10 protein-coding genes are annotated in these 17,410 nt (G+C 46.7%); 8 read left to right on the top strand and 2 right to left on the bottom strand.

All coding sequences use genetic code 11. The features are described 5' to 3' along the window. Window positions 1-40: 40 nt before the first annotated feature. The 5 genes from Q0V21_RS10165 (at window position 41) to Q0V21_RS10145 (ending at window position 7,338) form a co-directional block, all read left to right on the top strand. Window positions 41-1,714, top strand: a complete 1,674-nt coding sequence (locus tag Q0V21_RS10165) for an extracellular solute-binding protein (RefSeq protein ID WP_301878732.1) — start codon at window positions 41-43, stop codon at window positions 1,712-1,714. Between the two features lie 318 nt (window positions 1,715-2,032). Continuing rightward, window positions 2,033-3,769: a type 2 periplasmic-binding domain-containing protein gene (locus Q0V21_RS10160; RefSeq protein ID WP_301878731.1), complete on the top strand. Its 1,737-nt coding sequence runs from the start codon at window positions 2,033-2,035 to the stop codon at window positions 3,767-3,769. Between the two features lie 61 nt (window positions 3,770-3,830). Next, the gene (locus tag Q0V21_RS10155; RefSeq protein WP_079344427.1) at window positions 3,831-4,745 is read left to right on the top strand and encodes an ABC transporter permease; all 915 of its coding nucleotides are present in this window, start codon (window positions 3,831-3,833) and stop codon (window positions 4,743-4,745) included. A 13-nt stretch (window positions 4,746-4,758) separates the two neighbouring features. Next, window positions 4,759-5,652, top strand: coding sequence for a carbohydrate ABC transporter permease (locus Q0V21_RS10150; protein WP_079344428.1), 894 nt, complete (start codon window positions 4,759-4,761; stop codon window positions 5,650-5,652). Window positions 5,653-5,715: 63 nt separating this feature from the next. Beyond that, on the top strand, window positions 5,716-7,338 hold the full coding sequence (locus Q0V21_RS10145) for a glycoside hydrolase family 13 protein (protein WP_079344430.1): 1,623 nt from the start codon (window positions 5,716-5,718) through the stop codon (window positions 7,336-7,338). 39 nt (window positions 7,339-7,377) lie between these two features. Here Q0V21_RS10145 and Q0V21_RS10140 read toward each other — a convergent pair whose 3' ends face one another. Further along, window positions 7,378-8,265 (bottom strand): LysR family transcriptional regulator, encoded by an 888-nt coding sequence (locus tag Q0V21_RS10140; protein ID WP_079344431.1) that lies wholly within the window; start codon window positions 8,263-8,265, stop codon window positions 7,378-7,380. A 182-nt stretch (window positions 8,266-8,447) separates the two neighbouring features. On the opposite strand from Q0V21_RS10140, the gene Q0V21_RS10135 reads away from it, so the two are divergent. Then, window positions 8,448-9,503, top strand: coding sequence for a YeiH family protein (locus Q0V21_RS10135; protein WP_079344432.1), 1,056 nt, complete (start codon window positions 8,448-8,450; stop codon window positions 9,501-9,503). Between the two features lie 525 nt (window positions 9,504-10,028). Then, entirely contained in the window at window positions 10,029-13,409 is a 3,381-nt protein-coding gene (locus tag Q0V21_RS10130; protein WP_301878729.1) for a galactose-binding domain-containing protein, read from the top strand. A gap of 123 nt (window positions 13,410-13,532) precedes the next feature. Here the strand turns inward: Q0V21_RS10130 and shc are convergent, their stop codons facing one another. Next, the gene (gene shc, locus Q0V21_RS10125) at window positions 13,533-15,428 is read right to left on the bottom strand and encodes a squalene--hopene cyclase (protein WP_301878727.1); all 1,896 of its coding nucleotides are present in this window, start codon (window positions 15,426-15,428) and stop codon (window positions 13,533-13,535) included. 355 nt (window positions 15,429-15,783) lie between these two features. On the opposite strand from shc, the gene Q0V21_RS10120 reads away from it, so the two are divergent. After that, on the top strand, window positions 15,784-17,286 hold the full coding sequence (locus Q0V21_RS10120) for a glycoside hydrolase family 30 protein (RefSeq protein WP_301878726.1): 1,503 nt from the start codon (window positions 15,784-15,786) through the stop codon (window positions 17,284-17,286). Window positions 17,287-17,410: the final 124 nt, after the last annotated feature.

Genomic DNA, 17,410 nt, shown 5'->3' with positions numbered 1-17,410 from the left:
GCATACCCAACTGAGAATCCGGATGAAAGAAGGGAAAGAGATGATCAAGAAGATGGCTGCGTGTCTTGTTGTCGTCAGCTTGATTGCAGGTATAGTATTTTTTAGCATTTCGTACTATCGGGAATCTCTGGAATCGTCAATGGGACAAGCGCCAACCATATCTGACACTGCCGCCACCGAGCCATTCAGCAAATATGAACATCCGGTCTCCATCCGGTTGGGATATGTGGTCGATCCGACAGGAACGGATCTCTCTGAAGGAGAGACATTAGAGAAGAATATGTGGAAAACGGTGATTAAGCAAAACCTTAACATGGATGTTGAAGTCATGTGGCAGGTATCCAAGGAGAATTTCGGTCAGAAAATTGATTTGGCTATCGCCAGCAATGATTTGCCAGATGCAATGATCGTTAATCAGGTTCAGTTGAATGAGATGGTCAAAGCAGGAGAAATTGAAGATCTGACCGAGGCATATGCAAGCAGCGCTTCACCCGAGATGAAGAAAATTATCGACAGCACGAATGGATTGGCTCGGGAACAAGTGACCTTTGAAGGGAAAATGATGGCTGTACCGTCTGTCACGGCGGAAGATTTCAGCATGCTCTGGATCAGGCAGGACTGGCTGGATCGTCTTGGATTGAAACCACCAAAAACGGTGGATGAACTGGAAGCGATCGCAAAAGCTTTTGTGGAGCAGGACCCGGATGGAAACGGGAAACGGGATACGATCGGGCTTGCTTCAAGCACGGGTCTATTTCAGGATTTTAACAACAGCGCATTTGCTTTTGATCTAACGCCGATCTTCTCGGCTTATGGGGCTTTCCCCGGATATTGGCTCGAAAAAGATGGAAAACCTGTGTACGGCTCGCTGCTGCCAGAGACAAGGAACGCCTTGGTCAGGCTTCGTGATATGTATGCCAAAGGTCTCCTTGATCCAGATCTGGGCATCCGCAAAGAGCCAGAGGAAACCGTCATTAACGGACAGGCGGGCATGTTCTTTCAAGGTTTCTTTGCAGGATACTGGCCGCTTCCAAGCGCTTGGCTGAATGATCCAAAGGCTAACTGGCAGGCCTACGCGCTCCCGCTGGATGCAAACGGAGCCTATCATGTGAAGGTCGATAATCCTTCAAGCTCTTTCCTTGTGGTTCGAAAGGGATACGCTCATCCGGAGGCGATCATTAAAATAAACAATCTGTACCTTCGTGATGAGTTCAAGTATGGTACGAGTTTTATGCTAAGTCGCAATTTCTTTGCTCCGGCAGATGAAGCCCGATATGAATCCAAAGCTGTGCAGGATATTCTGGCAGGCACCAAAACACCAGCCGATTTCAAGGACAAGTCCGAATATAAACTGCTGGAAAATACAGTTTCGACGATAAAACAAACCAAGCTAAAGCCTTATGACCAACTTGGCATTTCGTATTGGGACCAGCACAATGAGAACTTTATGCGAGGTTACTCTCTTCTCGTCGGCGGAAGAAACTTCTTTGATCCGAACATCCATAAAGTACGAAGTCTTACTTACAAGCGTACACCAGCAGTGGAGAGGTTGTGGGGCAAACTGTCCAAGCTGGAACATGATACATTTTTGAAAATTATTTTAGGTGCTGCGCCGATGGATTCATTCGATCAATTTGTAGAGGAGTGGAAGGAACAGGGCGGCGACCAAGTGACTGCTGAAGTGCTGGCTTCCCACAGTGCACACTTGAAGTAGCTAAGCATTAGACGATTCGATAACTTCTACAGGACTGATTCTGAATTCCCATCCATAGCTGGCATTCTCCTGTTCAAGGAGCTTGCTGGTTTTTTTATTTCACGTGCCTGATGAAGAGAGGGTAGACGAATGTAAGTCGATTGGTAAGATAAATGCTCACAACCTCAATGCTGCTCGTTGAACCCAGCAAAAATTGTACACATTTCTCTATCCAAACAAGCGTTTAATCCCTATCTCGATTAGGCTTCTCCAAGTTTTATAATGAAAGCGCAAACAACATGATAGAGAAAAAAACAGAACGAAGGGGAGTTGAATTTGATGAGAAATAAGTGGTCAATAAAAAGCAAACAGTTGACGAAAAGACTGGCTGTGCTGTCCATGTCCGCCTTAATGGTATCCATCCTTGCAGCATGTGGGGGGGCCACCAATCCGCCGACCGCTGAGGATGCGGGCCAATATGAGGTGACACCTGGAGACCCGTTCAGTGCCTATAAAGACGAAGTGACGGTAACGATGGGACGTGTTACGACGGCGAACCCGAAATTGCCGGCAGGAGATACATACGAGAATAATGCGTATACCCGTCTGGTCAAAGAATCGTTTAACGCACAAATTAAGGACCAATTTGAGGCCAACGGTGAAGATTACAGCCGTCAAGTTTCTCTTGCAATCGCTTCCGGGGAACTGCCTGACATGATGCGTGTGGATTCCAAGGATGAGCTCAAAGAACTGGTTGATAATGATTTGATTGAAGATATGACGGAAGTGTACAAACAATATGCTACGGATAATATCAAGCAGATTTACGACTCCTATGATGGCCGTGCACTGGACAATGCCACGATTGATGGACGTCTGATGGGTCTTCCGGCGACTTCGCTGGATTCCGCGCCAACCATGGTCTGGGTTCGGCAGGATTGGCTGGATGTGCTGGGAATCAAACTCGATGCTGACGGAGACGGTGCCATCAAGCTGGAAGATGTAGAGAAAACAGCAGAAGAGTTCCTGAAAAAAGATCCTGGGCAAACCGGGAAACCGGTAGGCATCCCTTTTGTGAACACTCTGAATACGACAGACTATAACGGATCTGCCTATACCATGCTGGGCGTCGCTTCTACCAAAGGCGCGTTTCCTCAATATTGGATGAATGGCGAGGACGGCAGCATCGTTTATGGTTCGACTACAGCGGAAACCAAACAGATGCTGGGCGTTATGGCCGACTGGTTCAAGAGAGGCATCATTGACCCGCAATTTGGAACCCGTACATTTGACGATATCACTGCACTTTACACCAACGGCCAGAGCGGGATTGCTTTTGGACCGTGGCACATTCCAGACTGGGGACTGAGCAGTGTCAAACAGATGGATAAACACGCGAAATTCACGGCTTACACGCTGGAAGATGAAGACGGAAAAGTAAACGTAGCACACGCCAATCCATCCGGTCAATTTATCGTTGTGAGAAAAGGGTATGAGCACCCTGAGCTGGCCATTAAAATTATTAACCTGTTCTACGATAAACTGGCTAATGACAAAGACGTGGCAACCTCCATGCCAGAGGCAGCCAAATATTTGGAGAGCGGCGTAGACGGTTCCACCAGACCGTTTAACATTGAAGTCAACTCGGCTACATCGCTGCTGGATGATTACTCCGATGTTGTTCGCGGAATTAAAGGCGAGATTGGTCTGGATCAGGTCCGGACAACGGAATCGAAGAACAATATTGGCAGTATCCAAACATACTTGAAAGACCAGGATACAGACGATATAACGGCTTGGTCGAAATATCACTCCCGTATGAACGGAGTGGGGCTGATCGACAAGCTGACGCAGGAAGGCAAATTCAACTGGATGACACCAGCGTTCTCCGGAACTACACCAAGCATGAAACAGACGTGGGCTAACCTGACCAAAATGGAACAGGAATCTTTCATCAAAATCATAACGGGTGCGGAACCGCTGGATTACTTCGAAACGTTCGTTAGCAACTGGAAGAAACAAGGCGGCGATCAGGTGATTCAGGAGATTGAAGCTGAAACCAAAACTCAAAAATAATAAGGCTAACACTGCTGACAGGCTGCGATAAGCAGCCTTTCTTCAGGAAAGGGGTTCATCCATGAAACAGGAAAATGTTAAAGCAAGAAACCGATTGGGCACAGGTGCCATGTATCATATGATGATGCTGCCGGGCATTTTATTTTTGCTGGTATTCAGCTACATTCCCATGGTTGGTGTCATTACGGCGTTTCAGGACTATGTACCAGCCAAAGGCATGTTTGGCTCCGAATTTGTTGGGCTCAAGCATTTTATTTATATGTTCAAACTGCCGGACATCGGCCAAGTGATTAGCAATACGTTGGTGATTGCCATCGCCAAGATTCTGCTTGGCACACTGATGGCCATCATTTTTTCCATTTTATTAAACGAGATCCGCTTTAAATTTGTTAAAAAATCTGTGCAGACGATTGTATATCTGCCTCACTTTTTATCCTGGGTCGTTCTGGCCTCCGTGGTTGTTAACATGTTCAGCCTGGATGGAAGTGTGAATCAGATTTTGGCCTTTTTCGGATTGGATAATATTAATTTTCTCGGGAGCAACACCTGGTTCCAGCCGTTGATTATTGGAACAGACGTATGGAAGGAATTCGGTTACAGTTCCATCGTTTATTTGGCTGCCATTACCTCGATTGATCCGGGTTTGTACGAAGCGTCAGGGATTGATGGAGCAAGCTGGTGGAGAAAAGTATGGCATATTACGTTGCCGGGTATGCTGCCTATTATCCTGCTCATGGGGGTCATGAGTCTGACCAATATTTTGAGTGCAGGCTTCGACCAAATCTACAATCTGTACAACCCGGTTGTCTATGAGTCGGGCGATATTCTGGATACCTATGTATACCGGATTGGTCTCGTTGGCAGACAGTATAGTTTTGGTACAGCTGTTGGACTGTTCAAGTCAGTGATTGGTATTGTTCTACTATTGTCTGCCAACCAATTGGCCAAAAAATACACCGACAGAAAAATATTCTAAGGAGGCGAAACTTGTGTCTTATTCCGCAAGCCTGAAAGACCGAATGGGCCGGTTTGTCATCTACGCCATCGTAATATTACTGGCCTTGATATGCCTCCTTCCATTATGGAATATCGTTGCGATTTCATTCAGCAGCAGCGAGGCTGTCTCGGCCAACAGCGTAGGTCTGTTACCCGTCAATTTTACAACAGCAGCTTATTCGAAAATTATTGATGATGCGCAGTTCTGGCGCTCCTTTGGCATTTCCGTTCTACGTGTGGTTCTATCTCTTGTGCTCAACATGATTCTTATTGTTTTGATGGCTTATCCGCTATCCAAGTCGAAAAGGGAATTTAAGGGCAGAAATATTTATATGAATGTCATGATTTTTGCCATGCTGTTCAGTGGTGGGATGATTCCCAGCTATCTGCTGATCAAAAACCTGGATATGCTCAATACAATTTGGTCGCTTGTTCTGCCAGGTGCTGTTCCAATATTCAGTGTCATCCTTGTGATGAACTTTTTCGCCGCAGTGCCGAAAGCGCTCGAAGAAGCGGCTTTCATTGACGGGGCGAACGCATTGCAGGTTCTGTTCAAAGTGTATGTTCCCGTGTCTATTCCGGCACTGGCGACGGTATCCCTGTTCAGTATCGTAGGCACGTGGAATGACTTCTTCAGTGGACTGATCTATATGACCAAAGTCAGCAATTATCCGCTGATGACCTATATTCAGTCGCTTAATGTAAATATCGCCGAACTTCTTCAAGCTGGCACGAACTCCGCTCAGCTCAGTAATCTGACTGAGATTTCGAACAAAAATCTGAATGCAGCCAAAATCGTAGTGGCTGTCATTCCGCTGCTGCTAATTTATCCGCTGCTGCAAAAATACTTTGTGACCGGAATTGTTGTGGGATCGGTAAAAGAATAATAGTGAATGGAGCGGAATTCGGATGAGCAGATCTGGATCTGTTCAAGAGAAAGGTGGTGCGTTATGGGAACTAAAAAATGGTGGAAAGAAATTGTCGTATATCAAATTTATCCCCGCAGCTTTCAGGACAGTAATGGTGATGGAATCGGGGATTTGAAAGGCATTTTATCCCGGCTCGATTATTTGAAGGATCTGGGCATCGGTGCGATCTGGCTGTCACCGGTGTGCAAGTCTCCGCAAGATGACAACGGTTATGACATTTCGGATTACCAGGATATTGATCCGATGTTTGGTTCGCTTGAGGATATGGAATTGCTGATTCAGGAAGCAGGCAAGCGTGACATCCGAATTATTATGGATCTGGTGCTTAACCACTCATCAGATGAACACCCCTGGTTCAAGGAAGCCCGTAAAAGCAAGGATAATCCGTACCACGATTATTATGTGTGGAGAGATGGTGTGGAAGGAACACCACCCAATGATTTAGGTTCAACGTTCGGTGGATCGGCCTGGGAATGGGTCCCTGAGCTGGGGCAGTATTATCTGCATCTATTCTCTGTTAAGCAACCGGATCTGAACTGGGAAAACCCCAAGGTCCGGCAGGAGATATACGATATGATTCAATGGTGGATGGATAAAGGTGTAGGCGGTTTCCGTCTGGATGTCATTGATCTGATAGGCAAGGAGCCTGACCTCAAAATTACAGGCAATGGGCCAAATCTGCGCCAATACATGCGTGAACTCAGTAAAGAAACCTTCCAAAAGGGTGATCTGCTAACTGTCGGAGAAACATGGGGAGCAACGCCCGAGAGCGCCAAACTTTATAGCAACCCGGACGGCAGTGAACTATCCATGGTCTTCCAATTTGAACATATTAGTCTGGATGAGCAGGCGGGGAAAGGCAAGTGGGACCTCCAGCCGCTGGATCTGCTTCAATTAAAGAAGGTGTTGTCCAAATGGCAGACCGAGTTGAAAGGCGAAGCCTGGAACAGCCTATTCTGGAACAACCATGACCTTCCGCGGATCGTGTCCCGTTGGGGAGATGACGGGGAATATCGTGTGGAGTCTGCCAAAATGCTGGCCACTCTTCTTCATGGCATGCAGGGTACGCCATATGTGTACCAGGGTGAAGAATTAGGCATGACGAATGTACGTTACGACATTGAAGAATACCGTGATATTGAGCTGCTGAATCTGTATAAGGAACGGATTGGGAATGGATATTCGAAGGAAGACGTAATGGAATCCATTTATGCCAAAGGCCGTGATAACGCACGTACGCCGATGCAGTGGGATGCTTCCGAAAATGCAGGTTTTACGGAAGGCAAACCATGGATTTTGGTAAATCCGAATTATACTGAGATTAATGCGGAAGAATCTATTAATGATCCGAATTCCATTTACCGGTACTATAAAACACTGATTCAGCTGCGAAAAGAGCATGAAGTGATCATCTATGGGGATTATGAACTGTTGTTTCCGGAAGACACGAACCTCTTCGCTTACACCCGAACACTCGGTGGAACACAACTGCTGGTACTGTGCAATTTCTATGGCAAAATTGTTCCATTCCAGATTCCAAGCGAATTTGCAGGGGATAAAACATTATTAATTAGTAACTATTCGGACGTTGTTTCAGAAAACGCACTTCGTCCGTATGAAGCCAGGATGTATCTGCTCGGGTAAACGCAAAAATAAGGATTGAAGGCGAATAGCCTTCAATCCTTATTTTTTGACGAAAAGAAGCTTCTGTAAGAAGACATCCAGTGCCATGGATTGGGAATGCTCCTTGTTGCGAATGATGGAGAAGCTGCGTTCCAGATGCAGCTGTCTGATTCGCAGCTCTTCGACTTCCCCGGTTGCCAGCTCCTTATGAACGATCCATCTGGATACCATCGCAATTCCGAGCCCGGCAGCAACAGCTTCCTTCACACCCTGACTGCTGGTGAAGACATAGGACCGCTTGGGACGGATCGCTGTCTGTTCCATAAAATGATCGCTGAAAGCGCGTGTTCCCGAACCCAACTCACGAAGGACCCAGACCTGATCCTGAAGCATGTGCTGCTCTACCACGACGGAACCGGAGAGGGGATGGCCGGAAGGAGCTACAACAATCATTTCATCCTTCATATAAGGGATAACGTCAAGATCTGACGAGGCTTGCGCTTCACCCTCCACAAATCCAATATCCAGCTGATTTCCCCTGACCGCAAACAGAATCTCCTGGGTATTGCCAATAGTAACCTGAAGGTTGACCTGCGGATATTGAGCTGCGAATTCTGCCAGCTTCTTAGGCAAAATATATTCACCTATGGTGAAGCTGGCACCGATCTGAATACTTCCGGTCACCTCATCCCGCAGCATCTGAATCTCCTGCCTCGCTTCATCGTAGCGAGCCTGAATGACCTTGGCATGTCTGTAGAGGATTGCCCCCGCTTCAGTGAGAGACACCTGCTTTGGCGAACGATGTAGCAGCTTGGCTCCCAACTCATTCTCCAGATTTTTGATATGCAGGCTCACCCCCGGCTGGGACAGGTTCAACAGTTCTGCGGCCTTCGAGAAATGGCTTTGCTCCGCAACGGTAACGAAGACCTTTAATGCATCAGTAATCATTATAATTCCTCATTTGAATAGTAAATTTTCATGGAAATAAGCCTATTGAACTCATTTTAGCATAAAATAGGCAACCAATCATAAGTTTTTTTAATGATTAAGATCGCAGATTCATATTTCACTTCTTATCATTCTGCTTCTATAGTGAGGATATACTTTATCCAATAAGGAAGTGCAGAGCTATGATCTTACAGACACAGTTGAGATTCGTCAAAAATATAAAAGTGGTTAGGGACCGGGGATTTTTGCAGGGGATTGGACTGACCTTACTACTCTCGTTCATTGCCAAGCTGCTGGGTTATCTGCCGTTTCTGAATATCATGGGTCAATTGGTTATTGCCATTCTGCTTGGCATCCTGTACCGGGCCATACGAGGCGTACCGCAGACCGCTCAATCCGGGATCTCCTTCTCGGGAAAACGATTGCTACGATTCGGCATCATTCTGCTGGGGCTGAAGCTGAACCTGCTGGATATTGTCCATGCAGGCTACAAAGTGGTTGCGCTAGCGGCAATCAATGTTACGATTACGATCTTTGTCGTCTACGGACTGAGCAAGTGGTTAAAGATCGATAAACGAATAGGGCTGCTGACTGCATGTGGAACAGCCATCTGCGGTGCCGCAGCCGTGGTCGCGATTGCGCCACAGATCAAGGCTAAAGATGAAGAAACCGCAGTAGGTGCAGCTACGGTGGCTATATTGGGCACCATTTTCACTCTGGCCTATACATTACTGTACCCGGTATTGGGTTTAAGTGCGAATGGATATGGCGTATTCACAGGCGCTACACTGCATGAAGTGGCCCATGTCATCGCGGGGGCTGCACCAGGAGGGCAAGCAGCACTGGATATGGCAGTTATCGTGAAGCTAACCCGGGTCGCCATGCTGGTGCCGATTACGCTGATCATCGGTTTGTGGAGTGGACGACAGGCGCGTGGGGGAGAGCAAAAATCAGCTAAAGGAATCCGTTGGCGTGAATTGCCCGTACCCTGGTTCATTTTCGGTTTTCTGGCGATGAGTGGATTAAATACGCTGGATATTATTCCGCAAGAGGTGATCGAGGGGCTCCTGGTTCTTTCCTATATGCTGCTTGCGATGGCTATGGCTGGATTGGGGTTAGGTGTGGATATTGCAACCTTCCGCCGTCTGGGCAAAAAGCCTTTCTTGGCAGGGCTGCTTGGCTCTATTGTTTTATCCGTAATCGGCTTCGTGCTGGTTTGTGGTTTTGGTCTGAACTAGGTCGTTTGTTTAAACTCAGGCAGGCCACCACGTACACTCTTTTCGGCAAGCCGAATGACTTAACCAAACACAACAAAAAGCACGCATTGACTCTTAGTGGATCAATGTGTGCTTTTTGTTGTTCGACAGATGCTGATCATCAGATCCAGAAGAACACGACCAATGAAATGACGAACATCATGCGAATATCATGCCTGAAATATAAATATTTTCCTTTTATGGTTGAAAAGTCCGAAATACACACAGGAAAGTCTGGATAACGATGTACTTTATGTCCGCAAGTATTCAGGGTTGTACGTAAACATCCGAAAAGGAACATTAGAAGTCCGAATAGCGTATCTAGGGGTCCGATAAGGAGAATGGGAAGCGGTTTATACTGAAGCTAATCCAGCGATGGAAGATCCAAGTAAGATAGCAGGATGAGTATTTTAATAAGGGGGTGATGATCGGCGCAGAGAAATAGGCTGGAATTCAACCGTTCGTTTATTGAATAACAATTTTGCTAATAACCTGAGGAGGAATTTAATGCGCAACAAGTATATTGCATGGTCACTCGTATTGACACTACTAGTCTCGAATTTATTTCTGACTGTCGGATCCCCAGCTTCTGTATCAGCAGCCGGAGGACCAGACTTGGCACAGGGCAAAAATGTTACTGCGAGCGGATACAACCAAACATACAGCCCGACCAATGTGATTGACAACAACCAAGCAACCTATTGGGAAAGTACCAACAGCGCTTTCCCCCAATGGATTCAAGTGGATCTAGGAAGCAACACCAACATTGACCAAATCGTATTGAAGATTCCGACAGCATGGGAAAAGAGAACCCAAACCATAACCGTGCAAGGCAGCACGAACGGTTCAACCTTTACGGACATCAAGGGTTCCGCGGATTATGTATTTAATCCATCCGTTGGGGAGAACTCGGTTACCGTCGATTTTCCTGCTGTCGAGACAAGGTACGTTCGCTTAAGCGTAACGGGTAATTCCGAGTGGCCGGCAGCTCAACTGTCCACATTTGAAATCTACGGCCCGAGCAGTGAGGGACCAACTGTACCTGGCCCCGATCCTGTGGAGCCTCCACTCCCTACAGAGGGAAGCAACATTGCCATTGGTAAGTCGATTACTGCATTGTCCAGCACCTTAAACTTCGTAGCTGCGAATGCAAACGATAACAATATCAATACGTACTGGGAGGGAGGCAGCAATCCAAGTTCACTCACGCTGGATCTTGGTTCCAATCATAAGATTACATCCATCGTGCTGAAGCTGAACCCGGATTCCGTCTGGAGCACGCGTACACAGACCATTCAAGTGCTCGGACATAATCAGGACACAACAACGTTCAGCAATCTGGTATCCTCACAATCATATACATTCAACCCAGCTTCCGGCAACACTGTGACGATTCCCGTATCAGCAACGGTTAAACGTCTGCAACTGAACATTACGGCGAACTCAGGCGCTCCGGCTGGGCAAATTGCTGAATTTCAAGTGTTTGGCACACCTGCACCGAATCCTGATCTGACGATTACAGGCATGTCCTGGTCTCCGTCTTCTCCAGTGGAGAACAGTCCCATTACCCTTAATGCCATCGTCAAAAACATTGGCTCTGCCGCTTCTCCAGCTTCTAGCGTCAACTTCTATTTAAACAACGAACTGGCTGGTTCATCACCGGTAACTGCTCTGCAAGCAGGGGCTTCAACAACGGTCTCGCTTAATGCAGGTAATAAAGGAGCTGCATCATATACGCTCAGCGCCAAGGTGGATGAGAATAACCAGATCATCGAAGAGAATGAAGGAAACAACAATTACACGCACTCCTCAGCTTTGGTGGTTGCGCCAATCACAAGTTCTGATCTTATAGGCACGGTCTCTTGGAGTCCCAGCAACCCTACAGCAAACAGTGCAGTAACGTTTACGGTTAATCTGAAAAATCAAGGCAACATGGCCTCCGCAGGCGGTGTGCACGGAGTTACGGTTGTTCTCAAGAATGCTGCCGGAGCAACGCTTCAGACGTATAACGGTTCCTATAACGGCACATTGGCACCGGGAGCTTCAGTCAATGTCAATGCTGGAACGTGGACTGCTGCCACCGGTAATTACAATGTGACAACTACCGTAGCAGTGGATACTAATGAAGCTCCGGTAAAACAAACGAATAACGTAGTTACAACAAGTTTGAACGTATATTCTGCCCGTGGTGCAAGCATGCCTTATACCCGTTATGATACGGAAGATGCTACGCGTGGCGGCAGTGCCGCACTGAAGTCCGCACCGACTTTTGATCAGGCATTGACGGCTTCGGAAGCATCTGGGCAGAAATATATCGCTCTTCCTTCCAACGGTTCTTATGCACAATGGACAGTTAGACAAGGGGAGGGAGGCGCAGGTGTAACCATGCGCTTCACGATGCCGGATTCCACAGATGGCATGGGGCTTAACGGTGCCCTTGACGTCTATGTTAACGGTTCCAAGGCCAAAACGGTTCCCCTGACCTCTTATTACAACTGGCAGTACTTCTCCAGCGATCATCCGGGAGATACGCCAAGTGCGGGACGTCCGTTGTTCCGTTTTGATGAAGTGCACTGGAAAATGGATACGCCTCTAAAAGCTGGAGACACCATTCGTATTCAGAAAAACAATGGAGATAGCTTGGAGTACGGTGTGGATTTTCTCGAAATCGAACCCGTTCAGGCTGTGATTCCGCGCCCGGCTAACTCCGTCTCTGTAAGTGATTTTGGTGCGATTGCTAACGATGGAAAAGACGATCTTGCTGCATTCGAAGCAGCAGTCCAATCCGCGGTTTCCACAGGCAAGACGTTATATATCCCGGAGGGCACCTTCCATCTCAGCAATATGTGGAAGATTGGCACACCGACGAATATGATTAATAACCTCACCATTGTGGGTGCAGGGATCTGGCATACCAACATCCAGTTTACCAACCCCAATGCAGCCTCTGGCGGGATTTCGTTCCGTGTTCAGGGCAAGCTGGATTTCAGCAATATTTATATGAATTCCATGCTGCGTTCACGCTATAACGAAAATGCAGTCTACAAAGGTTTTATGGACAATTTCGGCAAAGATTCAAAGTTCAGCAATGTATGGGTCGAACACTTTGAATGCGGTTTCTGGGTAGGGGATTACGCCCATACACCTGCAATCATTGCCGATGGCCTGGTGATCGAGAACAGCCGTATTCGGAATAACCTTGCGGACGGCGTCAACTTTGCCCAAGGCACGAGCAATTCAACTGTTCGCAACAGCAGTGTTCGCAACAATGGTGATGATGGTCTGGCCGTATGGACCAGCAACGTGAACGGTGCGCCTGCAGGCGTGAACAATACCTTCTCGTTCAACACGATTGAGAATAACTGGCGCGCAGCAGGCATTGCATTTTTCGGTGGAAGCGGACATAAGGCAACCAACAACCTGATTGTTGACACGGTTGGCGGTTCGGCGATTCGGATGAACACGGTTTTCCCTGGATACCATTTCCAAAATAACACAGGTATTGTGTTCTCTGATACAACGATCATTAACAGCGGCACAAGCAAAGATCTGTACAATGGGGAACGTGGAGCCATTGATCTTGAAGCTTCCAACGATTCCATCAAGAACGTTACGTTTACCAACATCGATATTCTCAATACGCAGCGCAGTGCCGTTCAATTCGGATACGGAGGCGGTTTCCAGAACATTGTGTTTAACAACATCAATATTAATGGTACCGGTCTGGACGGAATTGAGACATCCAGATTCACAACTCCGCACAAAGGTGCAGCCATTTACACCTATACAGGAAATGGCTCTGCCACATTCAATAATCTGACAACCAGCAACATTGCCAATCCTAATGTAAATCAGATTCAAAGTGGGTTTAATTTGATTATTCAATAAATTTTTTCAACAAAAACAGGGAGCTCTAAGAGTTCCCTGTTTGTTTAGGTTAAGTAGAGGAGGAAAGGGTGAACATGGACCCGGTTCTGAAATCCGGCAAGACAGTAACTGCAAAAGGAAGATTTAAGATGTCCCATATTTTTTTCTATAGTGACTTAGCGTAAGTAGAGGCCAAATATATGTATAGCTGTGATAGTGGGAATAGAAGTTGCCGGGGAGACCGGCACCAGTTGGATAAGAGGTTCTCCAATCGTTTTCGCGTATGGATGCAATAAGCCTTAGGATGCCTTGGTTCACTTCTGGTGTGGGTTTGGGTTGAACAGCGATAAGGGCGTCAAGCGCCCAGGCAGTTTGGGAGGGAGTGCTTTCCCCTAAGGGTATATAGCGTAGAAGTCGGTCACTATGGCAGGATTCTCCCCATCCACCGTCGGAATTCTGGATGCTTAAGAGCCATTGGGTTCCTTTTTGCACTGTATCATGGCTTGCAGGTAGCCCAACAGCCGTAAGACCGGTTAATGCGGCCCAGGTACCGTAGATATAACATACACCCCATCTTCCGTACCATGAGCCATCCTTCTCCTGGTTTCGAATGAGCCATTTCGTTCCACGGTTGATCCATTCATGCCTGGTATCAAGCCCGGCAAAGTTTCCGAGATACTCCAGAGTACGTCCTGTTAGATCAGCCTCCGATGGGTCTGTAGCCGCAGATTTGGCACCGTCGATGGCGAGCCAGGTGAGCACTTCCTTGTTTGTATTTTTTTCGAATGCCGGCCAGCCGCCGTCTTTATTTTGCATGGACAGAACCCAATTAAGCCCGCGATTCCAGGATTCCTGAAAAGTTGGAAGCGTGGTGGACATGCTTCGGATTGCCCGTAAAGCTGCTGTTGTATCATCCACATCTGGATTGAGCGTATTCGACTCCGAAAATCCCCATCCTCCAGGGACTGTATTCGGATTATGAATGCTCCAGTCGGCTGTTTTATCTTGCTGACGGGAGAACAAATAGGAGGCCGCACGTTGAATAGCCTTATGGTCATCGGTAATGGAAGCCTCCTGTAATGCGTAGGTAATCAGAGCCGTATCCCATACAGTGGATGGGGAGTTTTGAATCGTCGTTTTACCTTCAGAAGAACGGCACTGCATGGCAGCGAGTCCGGTTACGGCTTTTGTAATCAGGGGATGCTGCTTATCGTATTTTAGGGCCAAAAAGGCAAAAACCATCAGAATGGTACTGCTGGCATAACTGTATAAAGTGCCATCAGACTCAATCCGCTCTATCATAAACTGTTCCGCCTTGGTTCTTGCAGTGTCGTGAATGTGACGAGGATTGCCTAAGAGTCTGCTTCTCGCGGTTTGAATATCGTCCTGCATTTCCTGATATTCTCGGGAAGTTGATTCATCTGCAACAATTCGCAAGTCGGTCAGATCAGACAGATCGGGAGCATCTGGTATGGTGAGGGAGAAGCGCAGGTCTGCCATAATGAGCATTGGGGTGAGGTGGACTCTAGAATAACCGGAAAATTCGAAATAGTTGATGGGGAAATAGGTAGGGAACATTAATATCTCCAGGGGGATCATCGAGATGGATAAAGGCCATTTCATTTGTCCGGTAGCGGCGAGTATTGCTTTGGTCAAAATGCTCGTCACTTTCCCGATACCTCCTTTGGACTGAATATAACGTTTGGCCCTTTGGATTGGCTCGTCCGTACTCTGGCTGTATCCGGAGTATAGCAGGGCGTAGTAGGCTTCAACCGATGCAGATAAATTTCCTTCCTCTTCATCGGGGTATAGTCTCCAGCATCCATTCGGTTGCTGTTCGTTAAGGATACGATCATGTAACTGCCGGATCAGTGCTTCATTCTGAACATCCAATATCCGAAAGAGAATGATGACATAAGCATCAATTACCGTACCGTTCTCAAAACAAAAATGCCAGGAACCGTCTTGTTGCTGCTGTTGAAGCAAGGAAGTCGTCATCCGCCTAATTTCCTCATCAACTTCGCTCAGTACATGCCCCATTCACGGATACCTCCAAAGTACGTCATTTTTATATTATATGATGACAAACAGGGGGAAATGAGGAGGCGACGAAAATGAGCGTAAATCCAGACGACTCTTGTTTTTTACAACTTAAAATAAAAAAATGAATTTTACTGTTGAAATTTCTTCCAATAAAGTGTATAAATATCTTTGTTAACGCTTACAAGAATTTGATCTATTGCTTTCTCCGATACTCTTCAAAAAGGAGGTGTGAGTACTACGAACATGCAACAACTGAAAAATGGACGACTTGCTTTGAAAAATGAAATCGATTTCATTTTGCAGAATTCAATATTTAGGAGCTCAAATTAAATCATTCAAAGGAGATATGTGTATGAAGATATGGAAAAAGAGCGTGTTAGTGTTACTGTCCACTTTTCTGGTAACTACGGGTTCGTATGTGCCTAAGACTGCGCATGCAGCGGGTGAACAGGTGGAGGTATGGATTTCAACTTCAGACCCCAATTCCGAACCGGCTGTAGGGCTAAGAACGGATGCCAGGCTCACCAAGATTGCATCCAAAAACTTCAGCAGCAGCTCAGGCAATGCGGATGTTACCATAACCGTAAACGAAAACAAAACGTATCAGCAAATGGATGGATTTGGCGTATCATTAACGGATGCTTCCGCATGGCTCATGAACTACAAGCTGGATAACAGCAAGCGAGCGGAAGTGATGGAGAAGTTTTTTGGCAACACAGGAATCGGGCTCAGTTTATTGAGACAGCCGATTGGCAGCTCCGATTTTGCCTGGGCAGCCTACACCTATGCGGATACGCCAAATGATACTTCACTCAACCAATTCACAATTGACCGGGACAAGGCTTACATCCTGCCCATGGTCAAAGCGGCAATTGCTAAGAATCCCAGTATTAAAGTGATGGGTTCCCCATGGAGTGCGCCTGCCTGGATGAAATATTCCAACAATCTGAACGGTGGCAAACTGAAAGCGGAGCACTACGGCACATATGCGAATTATTTTAAAAAATACATCGAAGCCTACCAGGCTGAAGGCGTACCCATCTACGCTGTAACGTTGCAAAACGAGCCAATGTACGAGCCATCCCACTATCCTTCCATGGGGATGGATGTACAGGATCAGACTGGCTTTATCGGTGATTACCTTGGACCAACACTCCGCAATGCCGGAATCAACACCAAAATTATTGCATTTGACCATAACTTTCTGGATTGGAACTTCCCGAATCAGGTCATTACAAATCTGAAGAACGCAGGCAAGGGAAGCTACGTATCAGGCAGCGCATTCCACCACTATGATAGCGGTGACGGCTCGACAATGACCTCCATTCATAACAATCATCCAGACAAGGACGTTTGGTTCACAGAGGGTGGTTTTGGTAACTGGAATGATCCGCAGAATGGAACCTCATCAGGCTTCGATAATATGATGAATGAGTTCATTAATATTACGAGAAACTGGTCCAAATCGATTATTCTCTGGAATGCTGCCCTGGATCAGAAAGACGGTCCAGCTTTGCTTTCACCGAACAATACGAATAAAGGCATGATTACGATCCGCAACTCGGACAACCGTAATGACGCTCCCGAAAATAATGTCACATATCACAAACAATATTATTTGCTGGGTCACTTTAGTAAATTTGTTGTACCAAATGCATACCGCATTGATAGCAACACCGGATCTGAAGTTAAAAATGTAGCTTTCCGCAATCCGGACGGTTCCAAAGTGGTTGTCGCCTACAACTCTTCCAGTTCGTCGAAAAATGTGAAGATCCAATGGGGCAGCCAAAGCTTTGTTGTCACTATTCCAGGCAAGTCTGCTATGACGTATAAATGGTATGGAAATGTTTCTTAAGGGGTAGCAGGGATTCAGATTCCCACAACCAGCAAGCTAGGAGCCGCGAGCAGTCGCGGCTCTTTTCATTTGCTTTTATTAATGTCATCCATCCTATACATTCGTTGTTAATTTTACATATTTA

Source organism: Paenibacillus sp. 11B, from assembly GCF_030487755.1.
Taxonomy (GTDB): Bacteria; Bacillota; Bacilli; order Paenibacillales; family Paenibacillaceae; genus Paenibacillus; species Paenibacillus vandeheii.
Note: the sequence above shows the minus strand (reverse complement) of the source record. Positions and strands in the feature narration are given on the sequence as shown.